At 68.4% G+C, this 16,825-nt stretch carries 14 protein-coding genes; 6 read left to right on the forward strand and 8 right to left on the reverse strand.

The window, feature by feature from the left end:
• From GEV07_15685 to GEV07_15710, 6 genes are read right to left on the reverse strand one after another with little or no spacing between them, the layout of a single operon-like run.
• Complete coding sequence (locus GEV07_15685) at positions 1-843, reverse strand: glucose 1-dehydrogenase (GenBank protein MQA04098.1); 843 nt, start codon at positions 841-843, stop codon at positions 1-3.
• Positions 844-870: 27 nt separating this feature from the next.
• On the reverse strand, positions 871-1,593 hold the full coding sequence (locus GEV07_15690; protein ID MQA04099.1) for an SDR family oxidoreductase: 723 nt from the start codon (positions 1,591-1,593) through the stop codon (positions 871-873).
• Between the two features lie 53 nt (positions 1,594-1,646).
• Positions 1,647-2,048 carry a carboxymuconolactone decarboxylase family protein gene (locus tag GEV07_15695; GenBank protein ID MQA04100.1) on the reverse strand — a complete coding sequence of 134 codons (402 nt, stop codon included), beginning with the start codon at positions 2,046-2,048 and terminating at the stop codon, positions 1,647-1,649.
• A gap of 19 nt (positions 2,049-2,067) precedes the next feature.
• Positions 2,068-4,026, reverse strand: a complete 1,959-nt coding sequence (locus GEV07_15700) for a hydantoinase B/oxoprolinase family protein (GenBank protein ID MQA04101.1) — start codon at positions 4,024-4,026, stop codon at positions 2,068-2,070.
• A 20-nt stretch (positions 4,027-4,046) separates the two neighbouring features.
• Complete coding sequence (locus GEV07_15705) at positions 4,047-6,065, reverse strand: hydantoinase/oxoprolinase family protein (protein ID MQA04102.1); 2,019 nt, start codon at positions 6,063-6,065, stop codon at positions 4,047-4,049.
• Positions 6,066-6,095: 30 nt separating this feature from the next.
• Complete coding sequence (locus GEV07_15710; GenBank protein MQA04103.1) at positions 6,096-6,362, reverse strand: hypothetical protein; 267 nt, start codon at positions 6,360-6,362, stop codon at positions 6,096-6,098.
• A 115-nt stretch (positions 6,363-6,477) separates the two neighbouring features.
• Between GEV07_15710 and GEV07_15715 the strand changes: the two genes are divergently transcribed.
• Both GEV07_15715 and GEV07_15720 read left to right on the forward strand, forming a co-directional pair.
• Positions 6,478-7,266, forward strand: coding sequence for an enoyl-CoA hydratase/isomerase family protein (locus GEV07_15715; protein MQA04104.1), 789 nt, complete (start codon positions 6,478-6,480; stop codon positions 7,264-7,266).
• A 67-nt stretch (positions 7,267-7,333) separates the two neighbouring features.
• Entirely contained in the window at positions 7,334-8,002 is a 669-nt protein-coding gene (locus GEV07_15720; GenBank protein MQA04105.1) for a TetR family transcriptional regulator, read from the forward strand.
• Here the strand turns inward: GEV07_15720 and GEV07_15725 are convergent, their stop codons facing one another.
• Positions 8,003-9,934, reverse strand: a complete 1,932-nt coding sequence (locus GEV07_15725; GenBank protein ID MQA04106.1) for a 2-oxoisovalerate dehydrogenase — start codon at positions 9,932-9,934, stop codon at positions 8,003-8,005.
• A 148-nt stretch (positions 9,935-10,082) separates the two neighbouring features.
• Here GEV07_15725 and GEV07_15730 point away from each other — a divergent pair, with 148 nt between their 5' ends.
• Both GEV07_15730 and GEV07_15735 read left to right on the forward strand, forming a co-directional pair.
• Positions 10,083-11,141 carry an alcohol dehydrogenase catalytic domain-containing protein gene (locus tag GEV07_15730; protein ID MQA04107.1) on the forward strand — a complete coding sequence of 353 codons (1,059 nt, stop codon included), beginning with the start codon at positions 10,083-10,085 and terminating at the stop codon, positions 11,139-11,141.
• A gap of 1 nt (position 11,142) precedes the next feature.
• Positions 11,143-12,291 carry an acyl-CoA dehydrogenase gene (locus tag GEV07_15735; GenBank protein ID MQA04108.1) on the forward strand — a complete coding sequence of 383 codons (1,149 nt, stop codon included), beginning with the start codon at positions 11,143-11,145 and terminating at the stop codon, positions 12,289-12,291.
• Positions 12,292-12,295: 4 nt separating this feature from the next.
• Here GEV07_15735 and GEV07_15740 read toward each other — a convergent pair whose 3' ends face one another.
• Entirely contained in the window at positions 12,296-14,512 is a 2,217-nt protein-coding gene (locus GEV07_15740; protein MQA04109.1) for an MMPL family transporter, read from the reverse strand.
• Positions 14,513-14,619: 107 nt separating this feature from the next.
• Between GEV07_15740 and GEV07_15745 the strand changes: the two genes are divergently transcribed.
• Together GEV07_15745 and GEV07_15750 are read left to right on the forward strand one after the other, a co-directional pair.
• A complete protein-coding gene (locus GEV07_15745; GenBank protein MQA04110.1) occupies positions 14,620-15,351 on the forward strand; it encodes a TetR family transcriptional regulator in 732 nt (243 codons plus the stop codon).
• 122 nt (positions 15,352-15,473) lie between these two features.
• Complete coding sequence (locus GEV07_15750; GenBank protein ID MQA04111.1) at positions 15,474-16,805, forward strand: aminopeptidase; 1,332 nt, start codon at positions 15,474-15,476, stop codon at positions 16,803-16,805.
• The last annotated feature ends 20 nt before the right edge of the window (positions 16,806-16,825 follow it).

The raw sequence follows: 16,825 nt of genomic DNA on the forward strand, positions 1-16,825 counted from the left end.
CTACTGTCGCTCCGTCGCGGGATCGGCGTGGAAGCTGTGCAGCTCGTCACCGCCCTTGCCGAAGTGGATGGCACTGGTCATGCCGCCGTCCACGATGAGGTCGGTGCCGGTCACGTAGTCGGCCTGCGGGCTGGACAGGTAGAGCACGGCGGCAGCGATGTCGTCTGGCTCACCGATCCGTCCCCACGGCGTCGCCGACTCGGTCGCCGACCGGATCGCGGACGTGGCAAGTGTGTCCCTGTTCAGTCCCGTATGCACTACCCCGGGGCTCACCGAGTTGATCCTGATCCGGCTCTGCGCCAGCTCGGCCGCGAGTTGCTTCGTCATCGCGAGCACACCGCCCTTCGCGGCCGTGTACGAAGGGAAGCCGTAGCCGATGTGGCCGGCGATGGACGCGATCTGCACGATCGAACCGCCACCGGCTTCGGCCATCCTCGGCACCACCTGCTGCAGCATGACGAAGTAGCCGGTGACGTTCACGTCGAGCACTCGCCGCCACTCCTCCACCGAGGTCTCGAGCAGCTGCTTCCTGACCACGATGCCGGCGGCGTTGACGAGGATGCGCGGCGGGCCCAGCCGGTCGCTCGCGGTGGCCAGCGCGGCGGCGACCGCGGACTCGTCGGTGACGTCGACCTCGACGTCGACGGTCTCGGCGCCGGCCGTGCCGAGATCCTTCCCCGTACTGGCCGCGGCGGCACCGTCGCGGTCGAGCAGCGCGACACTCGCCCCGGCGGCGGCGAGCTGCTGTGCGCAGGCCTTCCCGATACCGGACCCGGCACCGGTGACGACCGCCGCTCGCCCGCGGAGATCCACGGGCGGGCCAACATGTTGAGGTGAGGGCATCCTTGACCAACTCCTGCCGTTTCGTTGTCAACCCATCCGGTAGCCACCGTTGACGTCGACCACGGTGCCCGTCATGTAGCTCGCCGCCGGCGACGCAAGGAACACCGCGACCCTGGCGATCTCCTCCGGCTGGGCGAACCTGCCGAGCGGACAGTAGTCGGGCCGGTAACCGCGGCCGACCACCATGTCGGTGTCGACCACCCCTGGAGCCACCGCATTGGCCGCGATGCCGCGCGCCGCCTCGGTCTTCGCCAACCACGCGACGAGCGCGTGCACACCGCCCTTGCTCGCGACGTAGTGCGGTCCGGCCAGCACGCCGCCCACCTGGCCGGCCACCGACCCGATGCAGACGACCCGCGCGCGGTCGGCGGCCCGCAGGTACTGCAGTGCCGCCTGCACGCACCAGAGCGTGCCGACGACGTTGACCGAAAGCACCTTGTCGACCTCCGCCTGCTCGAGGTCGTCGATCGCCATCGTGTCGCCGTAGATGCCGGCAGCGGTGACCAGTACGTCGAGCTTGCCTTCTGTGCCGGCAGCGGCGCGCATCGCGTCGACGACCGCCACCTTGTCGGTGACGTCCACGTGTGCCGCTCGTGCGGCGCCCGCCTCCGCCTGGATCCGGTCGACGGTCTCCGCCGGGTCGAGCACGTCGAACGCCGTGACCGCAGCACCGGCCCTGGCCAGCTCGACGGCCACCTGCTGGCCGATGCCGCGTGCCGCACCCGTCACGACCGCACGCGCACCGCGCAGCGACCCAGGTCCTTCGGGGTGGAGCACGCCTGGCACCGGTGCAACAGGGCTCATCACGACGTCCCGTCGTCCTTCTTTTCGGCGGCCTCGAGCTCCTCCATGAGCACTGGCACCCCCAGGGTGCAGGTGTGGATGCCGAGCACGCTCGTCAGCTCGAACACCTCCATGATCTCTTCCTTCGTAGCGCCGTACTTCAACGCATTGCGGATATGCACCCGCAGACCCGGCTCGTAGAGGTGCGTCGTGGACGCGTCGATCGCGGTGTAGATCAGCTCGCGCACCTTCGGTTCGAGCACACCCTTGCGCCACGGCACCGAAGAGAACTCGACGTACGCCTCGAAGAAGTCGGGGTCGAGCTGCAGCAGCCCGTCCCAGATCGGGCTCCAGTAGCCACGTTCCTCGATGAACTGGTCTCGCAGCTGGCGCTGCTTGTCGCTGAGTTCTGTCTCTGGCACGGCATTCGCCTCCTCGTCGTCAACCTTGCGCAGTGCTCGCCGCAAGCTCGGCCCTGCGCCTGCTGGTGGCCTCGTGGTCGATGACGAGACCTTCCGGGTCGGTCACCGGGTCACCGGTGATGACGACGCCGTAGTCGCGGTACGCGCCCTCGATGCTCACGTACTCGTCCCTCACGTCGTTCTTAACGCGCTCCGGGTCGCGCTCCAGCGGGCTGCCCCAACCGCCACCGCCGTTGGTGAGGTAGCGGAACACCGCACCCCGCTTGGTCTGCCACACCGGTGACGACGCGAAGTAGAAGTACTCACCGTTCTCCAGGTCGACGTGCTTGGTCTCGGGGTCGAGCACACCCGAGATCGGCACGGCATCCGCGTACACTTCACGCTCGAGACCGATGATGTCCTTCTTCGCCGCCACGTCGAACGACTCAGGCTCGAAGAACCAGACGGCTCCGGTGCCGCCGTCCTTGCCGCCGTGCACGCCGACCCCACTCGTGCGTTTGGTGTGCATGGGGCTCGACCAGTGTTCGGCCTCGCGCAGCCACATGGTGTCCTTGAAGACCGCGGCACCGCCGCGGTTGGTCCCAGGGCCACCGCTGTCGATCGCGTACTCCTTCCTGAGCACGACACCGGGCACATCGGACTCGATCGCCTCGGTCGCGGGGTCCAGGTTGTTGGCGAGTGAGATCGCCTCGTAGCTGTCGCCGTCGGCGTACTTCGTGGCACCCCACGGCCCGTGCTCGCCGCCGCACTGCGCGGTGGTCACCCACGGCGTGCCGTCGTCCAGCACACCGTGCGCGTTGTGGATGCTCAGCGAGCCGTAGTCGCCACCCACGGCGTTCTCCCCCAGCGCCTGCTCCAAGGCCCGGTAGATCGCCAGCAACACGGGCATTGCGGTCTCCCAGTACAGGAAGATCGCCCCGTCGGGCGGTGTCGCGCTCACGAAGGTGCCTGGCGGGATGACCACGTCGATGTTGCGGTACGACCCGGACGTGAACCTGGTCCTCGGGTCGATCAGCGACTTCAGCGCGACCCCGACTGCCGTCTTCGTGTCGAGGGTGCCGCTGTTGATGCTCGTCCTCGCCTGCGGCGAAGTACCACTGAGGTCGACCTCGATGTTCTCGCCGGCCTTGCGCAGTTCCAGCTTCAACCGGTACTCGACGGTGTCGTCGATGCCGTCGCAGTCGATCCCTTCCTCCGCGTGGTACACGCCGTCCGGGATCTGTGTGATCGCCTCGCGCATCGACTCCGCCGAGACGTCACAGCTGTACCTGATCGCACCCAGGTACGCGTCGATGCCGTACTTCTCGATGCTCTCCTTGACCAGCCGCTCCCCGAGCAACAGGTTCTGGTAGATGGTCTTGATGTCGGGCAGCAGCAGGGCCGCCATCCGCGCGTTGTCGAAGATCAGGTTGAACGACGACTGGATCGGCTTGTCGTCGCGGTACAACAGCGACGGCGAGATCACCAGACCGTTCTCGTAGACATTGCGCTTGGTGGCGCTGAAGCCCGCAGGCACGATGCCACCCATGTCCAGCTGGTGCGCGCGCAAAGTGATGTAGGTGACCACCTTGCCGTCGTGGAACACCGGCCGGATGAAGCAGATGTCGTTGACGTGGTTGCCGGTGCGGTACGGGTCGTTGGCGATGATCACGTCGCCTTCGCGGACCTCTGCCGGCCCGTACTCCTCGATCGTGTTACGTACGGCCTCGGCCATCGTGCCGAGGAACAGCACCAGGCTGTTGCTCACCGCGCCCATCGGGTAGTTCTGCTCGCGTGGCCCTGAGATGGTCGCAGCGAAGTCGTACCAGTCACGCAGGATCATCGAGAACGCGTTGTTCAACAGGTCGGAGCACATGTGCTGCACGATGTAGCGCATCCGGCTCGACAACACGGATGCGGTGAACCTGTCGGCTCCGTACTCGGCGAGGAACTGCGCCTCGTCCACATCTTTCAGGGACACGTGCGGATTGCTCGTCATCGTCGTCGACGCTCCTTCGCTCAGGCTCGGGTGATCCGCAGCTCGCCGTACGTTCCGACCGTGGCGACCTGGCCGGCGACGAGGAAGGTGGTGGACAGGGGCTCGCGAATCACCGCAGGACCAGCGACCTGGTCGCCACGGCACAGCTCGGCTCGCTGGTACTCGGAGGCGCCGACGACGTCGTCGCCGAGGTGACGGAGCTCGATCTGGCGCGTCGGCTCGGGTGCGCCTCCGTTGCGCTCAGGCGCCGCCGGGTACTCGACCTTGTCGGCCGCGACGATCGCGTCCACCCGGTACGTGACGCCCTGCACGGGCAGCGCCTCGAACTTGTTGCCCGACCGCTGCTCGTAGCGTTCGTGGAAGTTGGCGATCATGGTCTCCACCGCGGCACCGTCGATCTCGCCGTCGGGCACGCCCACGAACGGCGTCTCCCAGGTCTGCCCGGCGAGCCGGCCGTCGAAGCTGCGGACGAACCGCACGTCCATGTCGCCGAGCCGCTTGCTCAGCTGCTCCTCCATCTGCGCGTACACCTTGTCGATCGAAGCCGCGGCCTCAGGCGTGAGCATGGTGTACGCACTGCGGCTGTCGGCGTAGACCAGGTCGGAGCTGAGCAGACCGAGCGCGGAGAACAGACCGGGGTGCGGCGGCACCACGACCTCGCGGGCGTGCACCAGGTCGAGGGTGGCGGGCAGCAGCATCGGCCCCGCCGCGCCGTACGCCACGAGGCTGTAGTCGCGCGGGTCGACACCGTGCTTGATCGCGATGTTGACGACGCCTTCCGCGATGTTGTTCAGCCCGATGTTGAACGCGTAGCTGACCCGCTGCTCGTAGTCGAGTGGGCTGTCCAGCCCCTCGAACGCGTCCCTGGCGAGGTCGGGACGCAGGTGCATCTGGCCGCCGGCGAAGGCGTCGGCGTCGATGATGCCCATCAGCAGGCAGGCGTCGGTGAGCGTCGGCTCAGTGCCACCGGCGCCGTAACAGGCCGGCCCTGGATCTGCGCCCGCGCTGCCCGGCCCCACCTGCAGCTCGCCGGTCGCGGTGCTGGTGACGAGGCTGCCACCGCCGGCACCGATGCTGTCGACCTCGTTCGAGAGCGCATTCACCACGAGGTCGTGCTCGAGCTCGAACGTGGTGTTCACGAACGGCTCGCCCTCGGTCACCATGCTGATGTCGCACGACGTGCCGCCGACGTCCGCACAGAGCAGGTTGCCGACACCGAGCAGGCTGCCCAGGTGTGCGCTCGCCACGGTGCCCGCCGCGGGACCGGCGAACACCACCTTGAACGGGTGCTCCATCGCGACGTCCGAACGCACCAGGTGCGCGGCGCAGTCGGCGAAGTTCAGGTCACCTTCGAAGCCGAGGTCACGCAGGCCACCGTCTAGCCGCTTGGTGTAGTCGTCGTAGATCAGCTTCATGAACACGTCGATTACGGTGGTCGACGCGCGGGCGAACTCCTTCGCCAGCGGCGACACCTCGCTCGAGATCGAGACCGGTACGTCGCCGAGCTCTTCGAGCACCAGCTGACGGAGTAGTTCCTCGTGGTACCGGTTCAGGTATGCGTTGATCAGACAGATCGCGACGCCCTGCACGCCGCAACGGCGCAACACCGCGAGCTCTTGGCGGGCCTGGTCCTCGTCGAGCTGGATCAGCACGCCGCCGTCGGCGGTCAGCCGCTCACGCACACCGCGACGCAGGTAGCGAGGCACCAGCGGCCGGGCCGCGTCGCCGAACGGACGGCGCCAGTTGGGGTCGGTGAGCCCCTCGACCGGCCGCCAGTTACGTCCGATGTCGAGGATGTCGCGGTGCCCCAGCGTGGTCAGGAACGCGATCTTCGGGAGCCTGCGGGTGATGATCGCGTTGAGTCCGTGCGTGCTGGCGTGGTTGAAGACCGTGGAGTCACCGACGCCGATCTCTTGCGCACCACGCAGTACGCCGCGCTCGGTCTGCTGGACATCGGTCGCGACCTTGACGGTATCGATCTTCCCGTTGGTGATCGCTACGACGTCGGTGAAGGTGCCGCCTACGTCTACTCCGATCATGGGCTCTACTTCCCTTCAGAAGACGCTAATTCAGTCGACAGCGAGACCGGCCGAGACGAGGGTGATCGGGCCGAACAGGTGCCACGGCTCGCGGCTGACGGACTGGAGGGTCGGTTGGTGCTTGACGACCATGAACCAGCCGCCTTCGGAGAGCACCGGGTAGCGGCGGAAGTCCGCCACCGTCGAACCGGGAAAGTCGCGCTGTAGGTCCACCCCCAGCGCGCGAAGCTCGTTTTCGGTCACTTCCTCCCTCGGGACGGAAGGACCCTCGGGCACGGTCACCTGTGCTTCGCCCATGAAGAACTCCCCGACAACTCGATGCTCTGTAGATCTGTTTCGTGTACCAATCGGTCTAATAAACTCGATGGCAGCACTGTAGGACTCTCGAACCGGCATGACAAGGGGAAGATCGATGGAAACCGGCCCGAGAACCAGAGTTCAACTCGAAGCGCGCGGGTCGGTCAGGACCGTCCGGCTGCACCATCCGCCGCTGAACGCGTTCGACAGCGCGATGCGCAGCGAACTCGCCGAAGTCGCGCGTGACCTCACCGACGCCAGCGACGTCGGCGCGGTGGTGCTCTACGGCGGCGAGCGCGCGTTCGCCGCCGGCGCCGACATCCACGAACTCGCCGACATGGGGTACGAGCAGATCCACCACTGGAACCGGGCCATGCAGCGCACCCTCGACCAGTTCGCGCGGTTGCCGATGCCCGTCGTCGCCGCGATTTCCGGCAACGCGCTCGGCGGCGGCCTCGAGCTCGCGCTGGCCGCCGACTACCGGGTGGCCGACCCGGGAGCACAGCTCGGCCTCCCCGAGGTGCTGCTCGGCATCATGCCGGGCTCGGGCGGCACCCAGCGGTTGAGCCGGCTGGTCGGACCGGCGAAGGCGAAGGCGATCATGATGACCGGCCGCCGGCTCGACGCCGCCGAGGCACACGCCATCGGCCTCGTCGACCAGCTCTCCGCAGACGGCCAGGTGTACGAAGCGGCGCTCGACTACGCCACCCGGCTCGCGGCCGGTCCCAGGTACGCGATCCAGGCGATCAAGCAGGCCGTCGACCACGGTACGGACGCGTCCATGGCCGCCGGGCTCGCCCTGGAGCACGCGGCGATCTCCGGGCTGTTCGCGACGGCCGACAAGGACACGGGGATGCAATCGTTCCTCGCCGACGGTCCGGGACATGCGCGTTTCGGGGACTGACGCAACACTGCCGCGCAACCCGACTACGGTGTCTGCAAGAGCACGCCCTCGGCGACTGTGAGGAGTCATGCCAAGACCGCCAGGACATGGGCCGGGATACGAGGTCAAGCGTCAGGAGATCATCGACGCTGCCGCAGACCTGTTCGGCAAGAAGGGCTACGCGGCGACCGGTATCGCGGAGATCGGCAAGGCCGCCGGCCTCGCCAAGGGCGCGCTGTACTACTACATCGGCTCCAAGGAGAACCTGCTCGTCGAGATCCAGGCCAGGGTCCTCACGCCGCTGCTCACGTCCGCCAAGGAGATCGCGGCGCTCGACGAAGACCCGGTCGTACGGTTGCGGCTGCTCTCCGAGACCTTGCTCGACATGATCTTCAGGCGGCTCGACCACATCTGGGTGTACGAGCACGACTACCGGCAGCTGCGCGGCGCCAACAAGAGCCGGCTGAAGCGGCAGCGCGGGCAGTTCGAACAGATCGTGCAAGACCTGCTCGTGGAGGCCATGGACTCCGGCGCGTTCCGCACCATGAACCCGCGGATCGCCGTACTCCAGTTCCTTAACATGCACAACCACACGTACCAGTGGGTGCGACCGAACGGGCCGTGGGACGCCGCGTACCTGTCCAGGGAGTACTGCGCGACGCTGTTCTCCGGGTTCAGGAGCGAGAGCTACGACCTCAGCGACCTGGAGGACCGCGTCGCGAAGTTCCGCGACCGCAACGCCCCAGCGGAGACCTGATCACGCTGCTGCCGCCGTACGCAATGCGGCGGTGATCTTCTCCCTGTCGGGCAGCCAGGCGCGTTCGAGCGTCGGCGCGTACGGCGCGGGCGTGGCCTCGGCACCCACCCGCAACACCGGGGCATCGAGCGTCCAGAAGCCTTCGTGTGCCGCGAGCGCGGCCAGCTCGGCACCCACCCCGAACTCGGCGACCGCCTCGTGCGCGATCACCAGCCTGTTGGTCTTCGCCAGCGACGCGAGCACCGTCGGCTTGTCCAGCGGCGCGACCGTCCGCAGGTCGATGACCTCGACGCTGACACCTTCCGCCGCGAGCTGCTCGGCGCTGGCGAGGCACTCGTGCAGCATCCGTGAGTACGAGACCAGCGTGACGTCGGTGCCGCTCCTGCACACCCGCGCCTTGCCGAGCGGCACCAGGTGGCCGTCAGGCGGTGCGGGGCCGACGCTGCCGTAGAGCAACCGGTTCTCGACGAAGACGACGGGGTTCGGGTCGCGGATCGCCGCGCGCAGCAAGCCGTACGTGTCGGCGGGCGTCGCCGGCATCACGACGGTGAGACCCGGTATGTGCGCGAGCAGTGCCTCCAGGCTCTGCGAGTGTTGACTGCCGGAGGAACGACCGGCGCCGAACTGCGTCCGCACGACGAGCGGCAGGCTGGCGCCGCCGCCGGTCATGTAGCGCAGCTTGGCCGCCTGGTTGAGTAGCTGGTCGAAGCACACACCCAGGAAGTCGAAGTACATCAGCTCGACCACCGGTCGCATCCCGGCGAGCGCCGCGCCCACTGCCGTGCCGACGATCGCGGTCTCGGAGATCGGGGTGTCGCGCACCCGCCCGGGGAACGTGTCGGCCAGCTCCCTGGTCAGCCCGAAGACGTTGCCGCCGGCGCCCACGTCGATACCGGCGAGGAAGACCGAGTCGTCGTGCTCCAGCTCGTACGTCAGGGCCGCCCTGACCGCCCTGCCGACCTTCGTGGTCTCACCGGCGGGCTCCACCGGCTCAGGCGCCGGCTCCCTGGGCGTGATCACGTAGTGGTGCAGGGTCTCCGCGGCGGGCTCCCGGCCGGCGTGCGCCGCCGCGACACCGTCGTCGATCAGCTGCTCGACCTCCGCGTCACACGCGGCCAGATCCGCGCTGTCCACCCCCAGCTCGGCGAGCCGGTTGGCCGCCACCAGCAACGGGTCGCGCTCTCGCCAGTGCTCGAGCTCGTCGGCATCACGGTAGCGTTCCGGGTCGCCCTCGTAGTGACCGCGCCAGCGGTAGGTGTCCGCCTCGACCATGATCGGGCCGGCACCGGAGCGCAGCCGTTCCACCAGGCCGGCGGTGAGCTGCGCGACCTCGACCACGTCGTTCCCGTCCACCCGGTGGAACTCGACGCCGTACCCCTGGGCACGGTCGGTGAGCGTCACCGGGTGCTGGGCCGCTGCGGCGGAGAACTCCGCGTACTTGTTGTTCTCGCAGCAGAAGAGCACCGGCAGCTGCCAGACCGCGGCCAGGTTGACCGCCTCGTGGAACATGCCCTGGGCCACCGCGCCGTCGCCGAAGAACGCGACCACCACGGCGCCCTCGTCGCGCAGTTGCGCAGCGGTTCCCGCACCGACGGCGATCGGCAGGCCGGCGGCGACGATGCCGTTCGCGCCGAAGATGCCAAGGCGCGGATCGGCGATGTGCATCGAGCCGCCGCGGCCGCCGCAGACGCCCTCGCTCTTGCCCATCAGCTCCGCGAGCATCGCCTTCGGGTCCAGCCCCTTGGCGATGCAGTGTCCGTGCCCGCGATGGGTGGAGGTGACCACGTCGCGTTCCTCCAGCGGCCAGCAAGTGCCTACGGCCGATCCCTCCTGCCCGACGGAGAGGTGCAGGAAACCCGGCACGTCCCCGTCCCGGTAGAGCGTGGCAGCACGTTCCTCGAAGGCCCTGATCAACCGCATCCTGCGGTACATCTCTACGAGTGCCGCGGCGTCGGTGGTCGAGATCTCGTTCACGCTTCTCCTCGACTCTCTTGACCAAACTCGGTGTATTGGCGATTCTTGTACCGATCGGTCTACGAAACAATAGGCTGTGGGACAAGACGTCGGGAGGTGGGTCCGGGTGCACGCGCTCCGTTGGTACGGCAAGGGCGATCTGCGGTTGGCAGATGTCCCAGAGCCCGCTGCCCCGGACGTCGGCCAGGCCGTGATCGAGGTGGCGTTCTGCGGCATATGCGGCACCGACCTGCACGAGTACGCGGACGGCCCGGTGCTCATCAGGCCGGAAGGTCACCCACTCACCGGATGCAAACCGCCGATGACCATGGGCCACGAGATGAGCGGCACAGTGGTGGCGTTGAACGGCACCGCGCCCGGCATCGAGGTCGGCACGCGGGTGGCAGTCGATCCTTGCCTGCGCTGCGACCAGTGCTACTGGTGTCTGCGTGGCGACTACCACATCTGCGCGAAGGGCGGCTCCGTCGGCCTGGCCGCGCCTGGTGGCTTCGCCGAGCTGGTCACCGTGCCCGTGTATTGCCTGGTGCCGGTACCCGACAGGGTACCCGACGAACACGCCGCCGTGGCCGAGCCGCTGGCCGTCGGCCTGCACGCAGTACGCCGCGCGGGCGTGCAACCCGGCGACAACGTCCTGGTGATTGGCGCGGGCCCGATCGGTGTGGCCGCGATTCTCGCCGCACGGCTCGCCGGCGCGGCCGGGCTCTACGTCAGCGAACCGATGGCGGCACGCGCCCGGCACGCCGCCACCCTCGGCGTGACTGAGGTCTTCGACCCCACGGCCGTCGACGTCCGCAGGGAAGTGTTCAGGCGTACGTCCAGGGTCGGCCCCGACGTCGTGGTGGAGGCGACAGGCAAGGCTGCCGCCGCGGAGCTGGCGATCAACACCGTCCGCCGCGGCGGCACGGCAACGCTGGCCGGCGTATCGGGCGAACGGCTCGACCTGCCGCTCGGCTCGGTCGTGCTGTACGAACGCACGGTGGTCGGCTCGCTCGGCTACAACTACGACATCCAGCGGGTGCTCGGGTTACTGGCCACCGGCCGGCTCGACGCGACCGCCATGACGACCGACATCAGGCCGCTGACCGCGGGGCCAGATGTGTTCGACGCGCTGCTCGGCAACAGCGGTGAGCAGCTCAAGATGCTGTTGACCCCGAAAGGTCCGTGACATGGACTTCGACCTGCCGGAAGAGACCGTTGCCCTGCAACGGATGTGCCGCGAGTTCGCGGACAAGGAGGTCGCGCCGTACGCAGCCGAGTGGTCGGAGCGTTCGTACTTCCCCACCGAGGTGTTCCGCAAGATGGGCGACCTCGGTCTGATGGGCATGCTCGTCGACGAGGAGTACGGCGGCAGCGCCGCGGGCTACCTCGCGTACGTGACCGCCATGGAGGAGCTCGGCACGGCCGACCAGTCCGTGGCGTCCGCCTGGAACGCGCACTCCACCATCGCCACGCTGCCGCTCGCGACGTTCGGCACGCCGACCCAGAAACGCGACTGGCTGGTGCCGCTCGCGGAGGGCAGGAACATCGGCGCGTTCGGCCTCACCGAGCCGACGGCGGGCTCGGACGCCGCGGGCATCCAGATGCGCGCACGCCGCGCCGACGGTGGCTGGCTGCTCGACGGGACGAAGATGTTCATCAGCAACGCCGGCACCGAGATGAGCCTCGGCGTCACGGTGCTCGCCGTCACCGGCACGACCGACGAAGGGACGAAACGGTTCGGTACGTTCTTCGTCCCCGACGACCACCCCGGCTACACGAAGGGCCAGCCGCTGCAGAAGATCGGTTGGCACATGCTCGACACGAGGGAGCTCGTCTTCCGCGAGTGCTGGGTGCCCGACACGCACCTGATCGGCGACGAGGGCAACGGCCTGCGGCAGTTCCTGCAGGTGCTCGACCCGGGCCGGATCAGCGTGGCGGCACTGTCGCTGTCGCTGGCCAGGGCCGCGCTCGAACTTGCCACCACCCACGCGAAGGAACGCGAGCAGTTCGGCAAGCCGCTGCACAGCTTCCAGGCGGTGGCACACAAGCTCGCGGACATGGCGACGGAGGTGGAGGCGGCACGCGGCCTCGTCCGACGAGCGGCATGGCTCGCGGACGAGGGCAGGCCGTTCACCAAGGAGGCCGCGATGGCGAAGCTCTACGCCTCGGAGCTGGCCAACCGCGCGGCGAGCGCCAGCGTGCAGATCCACGGCGGTTACGGTTACGTCAGGGAGTCGGCCATCTCCCGGTTCTACACGGACGCGAAGATCCTGGAGATCGGCGAGGGCACCAACGAGGTCCAGCGCAACGTCATCGCCCGCCTGCTCACCAGCTGACCGGTCAGCGGGCGTGTGACGGCTCGCGGAGCGCGTCGGCGTCCAGCTCGGCCACCGGCGCCTCGGACTCCTTGATGCCGTAGCGGGCGTAGAGCTTGCGCAGCGGACCTGGCGCCCACCAGTTGGCCCGGCCGAGCAGCCGCATGGTCGCCGGCACGAGCAGCACCCTGATCAACGTCGCGTCGACCGCGACCGCGATCACGATGCCCACACCGATCAGCTTCAGGAACATCACCTCCGCGGTGGCGAAGGCACCCACCACCACGATCAGCAGTAGTGCCGCGCTCGTGATGATCCCGCCGGTGCGTTGCAGCCCGGACGCGACGGCCGCCGTGTTGTCGCCGGTGAGGTCGTACTGCTCCCGTACCCGGGAGAGCAGGAACACCTCGTAGTCCATGGAGAGCCCGAACACCACCATCAGCACGAGCACCGGCTGGCTGGGTTCGAGCGCGCCGGTCGCGGTGAAGTCCAACAGCCCGGAGAGGTTGCCCTCCTGGAAGATCCAAACGAGCGCGCCGAACGCCGCGGACAGCGAGAGCACGTTCATCAGCACCGCCTTCAGCGGCAGCAACAGCGACCCGAAAGCGAGGAACAGCAGGACGAACGTGGCGCTGCCGACGAGCAGCGCGACCTTCGGCAGTGCACCGGCGAGACCGGCGAGCAGGTCGACCAGGTCCGCACTCTCACCACCGACGCGCACGGTCGCCCCGTCGGGCGCCTCCACGTCGCGGACGTCCCTGACGATGTCGCGCGCATGTGCCGAGGTCGCCTTGCCGTCGTAGTCGATGTTCACCCGCGCGAGGTCGCCCTCGGCGCCGGTGAGGCGCGCGCCGGTGACGCCGTCGACATCGTCGATGCGGTCGACGTACGCGGTCAGCTCGGCACGCTGTTGGGCATCGGTCGCAGGCCCGTCGAGCCGCACTGCCGCCATGATCGGCGCGGTCTGCTGCTTCGGGAAGTCCTCGTCGATGGTGTCCGCCACCACCCGGCTGGTCGCGTCCTCGGGCAGCACCCGCTCGTCGACGCCGCCGAAGGAGATCCCGAGGAACGGTGACCCGAGGAACAGGATGACCGCCGTGACGCTGGTCAGGTAGAGCACCGGCCGGCGCATGACGCTGCGCGCCAGTCGTGCCCAGCGGCCGTCGCCGGCGACGTGCCGCGGCGCGGCCACGGGCGCCTTCCCCCGCATGCGCCGCAGCAACCGGCGCGGCGACAGCGCGTCGATCCGGTGCCCGAGGACGCCGAGCAGCGCAGGCAGCACGAGCAGCGCCGAGCCCGCGGCGATGCTCACGGCCGCGATCCCGCCGTACCCCATCGACTTCAGGAACATCTGCGGGAAGAGGGTCAGGCCGGCCAGCGATATCGCCACGGTGATGCCGGAGACGGCGACGGTACGTCCTGCGGTCGCCATCGTCGCGGCGACGGCGTCCGGCACCGGGCGTCCTCGGCCAAGCTCCTCGCGGAACCTGCTCACCACGAACAGGCCGTAGTCGATGGCCAGACCGAGCCCGAGCAGGGTCACCACGTTGAGCGCGAAGATCGACACGTCGGTGGCCATCGAGAGCAGGCGCAGCGCGACGAAGCCGCCGAGGATGGTGATGCCGCCGACGGCAAGCGGCATCGACGCCGCGACCAGTCCGCCGAACACGATCACCAGCAGCACGAACACCACGGGCAGCGAGAGCCTCTCGGCGCGCGCGAGGTCCTCGCTCGACTGGTCGCTGATCTCGCTGTTCACCGCCGCCGGCCCGCCGAGCTGCTCGGTCAGACCCGGCGCATCGGCCTTCGGCTCGATCTCCTCCGCCAGCTCCATCTGCCGGCCCTGGTCGTCGCTTGTCAGCCGGACCGAGACGTACGTGCTGTGCCCGTCCGCGGAGACGAACTGCGGGGACTTGGTGGACCAGTAGCTCGCCGTGGACGCGACGGCGTCGTCCGGCAGGTCGGCCAGGGTCTCCGTCACGGCCGTACGGAACCACGGGTCGTCCACCGTCAGGTCGTCGCTGCGGTAGAGCACGATCACGTCGGTCGCCTGCCGGCCCAGCTCGTCGTCGAGTACCCGTTGGGCCTTCGCGCTCTCGCTGTCCTCGTTGTTGAACCCGCCGGGCTGCAGCACGTCGGCGACGCCGCTCCCCCAGACTGCGCCGAACGCGACGAACGCGACGGCGAGCACCAGCACCAGCCAGCGCAGTCGGTAGACCACCCGGCCCAACGACTCGAACACGGCAGACCTCCACGGCTAGACTGCGACACCAACAACCGTTAACACCGTTTACAATTTACGGTGTTAACTCTGCATACGGTGTTCACTAATGTCAAGGGGGCAGTCGGGTGCCGGAGCTCACCCGCCGCGAGAAGACGCGGCAGGCCACCCGCCAGGAGATCCTCGACGCGGCCAGGCGGCTGCTCGCTGCCGGCGGGCCGTCGAACGTGTCCGTGCGGGCGGTCGCCGGCGAGATCGGCATGACGGCACCCGGCATCTACCGCTACTTCCCCCGCCACGAGGACCTGCTGATCGAGCTGAACGACCGGGTCGCAGGCGAGCTGCTGGCCGCGTTGGTCGAAGGCGCCGCCGGCCAGCCGGCCGACGACCCGGGGCGCCAGCTGGTCGCCGCCGCCCGCGCGTTCCGCCGCTGGTGCATCGACCATCCACGGGAGTTCCAGCTCGCGTTCGGTCTCGCCCCCGCACCCCCGGGCGACGCGGTGCCGCCGCACTGCGACGTCCCCAACGTGCGGAAGCTGTGCGCCTCGTTCTTCATCCTGTTCGTGGCGATCTGGCGACAGCGCCCGTTCGACCTCCCCGACCCTGACACCATCGACGCGCACCTGGTCGAGCAGATGCAGGAGTTCGTCACCGAGCGGATGACGACCGAGCTCGGCGAGGACTTCACGGACGTGCCCGTCGGCCTGGTGCGCCTCTACGCGGATGCCTGGAGCCGGCTCTACGGAACGGTCGCGATCGAGATCTACGGACACATGCGGTTCATCGTCACCGACGGCCAGGCGCTGTTCGATGCCATCCTGAAGGAGTACGTGACCACCGTCCTCGGCGTCGACGCCTAGCGCGCGATCGCGCAGCGTGGCCGGCCACCCGCGGCGGTCCGCGACTCACAGGCGCGGCCGAGGTGTCATGGGTAGTCTGCCGGAGGGCCACTTACCGACACGAGCCACCACGAGGAGTCTCGTTGACTGAGCCAGCACTCACAGCCTCCGACCTGGAGCTGTTCGACAAGAGCTTCGCCGCCAACCCGACGCACCGGGCGATGCAGAACGCCGTCACGTCCACGTCGATCGACAACGTCGCGTTGGACCGGGAGATCGTCGCGTCGACCGACACTACCGTGTCGAACCTGCTCGACGACTGGAAGACCACGAACCAGAAGAACAGCGGCCGCTGCTGGATGTTCGCGGGCCTGAACCTGCTCCGTGCCGGCACGGCCAAGAAGCTGAACGTCACCGACTTCGAGTTCTCGCAGAGCTACGTGCAGTTCTGGGACAAGTTGGAGCGCGCCAACTACTTCCTCGAAGCCGTCATCGACACCAGCGACCGCCCGGTCGACGACCGCACCGTCGGCTTCCTCCTCAGCGAGGTGCTCAGCGACGGCGGGCAGTGGAACATGTTCGCGGCACTGGTGAAGAAGCACGGCCTGGTCCCCAAGCAGGCGATGCCGGAGACCGACAGCTCGTCCGCCACCAGCAGGATGAACAACAACCTGTGCGCGATCCTGCGCGAGGGCGCCAGGGACGTGCGTGCCCTGCGCGCGTCCGGCGTCGAGGCGCAGCGGGAACGCAAGCGGGAACTGCTCGAGGTCGTACACCGGGTGCTGCGCATCCACATCGGCACGCCACCCACGAAGTTCCTGTGGCAATGGCAGGACAAGGACCGCAACTTCCACCGGCACGGGTGGACGACCCCGACGGAGTTCGCCGCCGAGTACGTCACCGTCCCGATCGACGAGTACGTCTGCCTGGTGAACGACCCGCGCGAGACCAGCCCGTACGGCCGCACCTTCACCGTGGACTACCTCGGGGCCGTCGTGGGTGGCGACCGGGTCACGTACCTCAACGTGGAGATCGACGTGCTGAAGCAGATCGCCGCGGACACCGTGGCCGGCGGCGAGCCTGTCTGGTTCGGCTGTGACGTGGACCCGATGATGAGCCGCGAGATCGGCATCTGGGACGCCAAGCTCTACGACTACGGGAGCGTCTACGACGCCGAGGTGACGCTGAGCAAGGCCGACCGGCTCGTCTACCACCACTCGGCCATGACGCACGCCATGCTGTTCACCGGCGTCGACATCGTCGACGGCACGCCGCGCAAGTGGCGGGTGGAGAACAGCTGGGGCGACGACAAGGCGGACAAGGGCTTCTACACGATGAACGACTCGTGGTTCGACGAGTACGTCTTCGAGATCGCCGCCCGCAGGTCGGCGCTGCCGAAGCACCTGCAGGACGCGCTCGATACCGAGCCGCTTGTGCTGCCGGCGTGGGACCCGATGGGCTCGCTCGCCCGCTGAACCACCCGGAGCCCTCCCAC

It is taken from the genome of Streptosporangiales bacterium (assembly GCA_009379825.1).
Lineage (GTDB): Bacteria > Actinomycetota > Actinomycetes > Streptosporangiales > WHST01 > WHST01.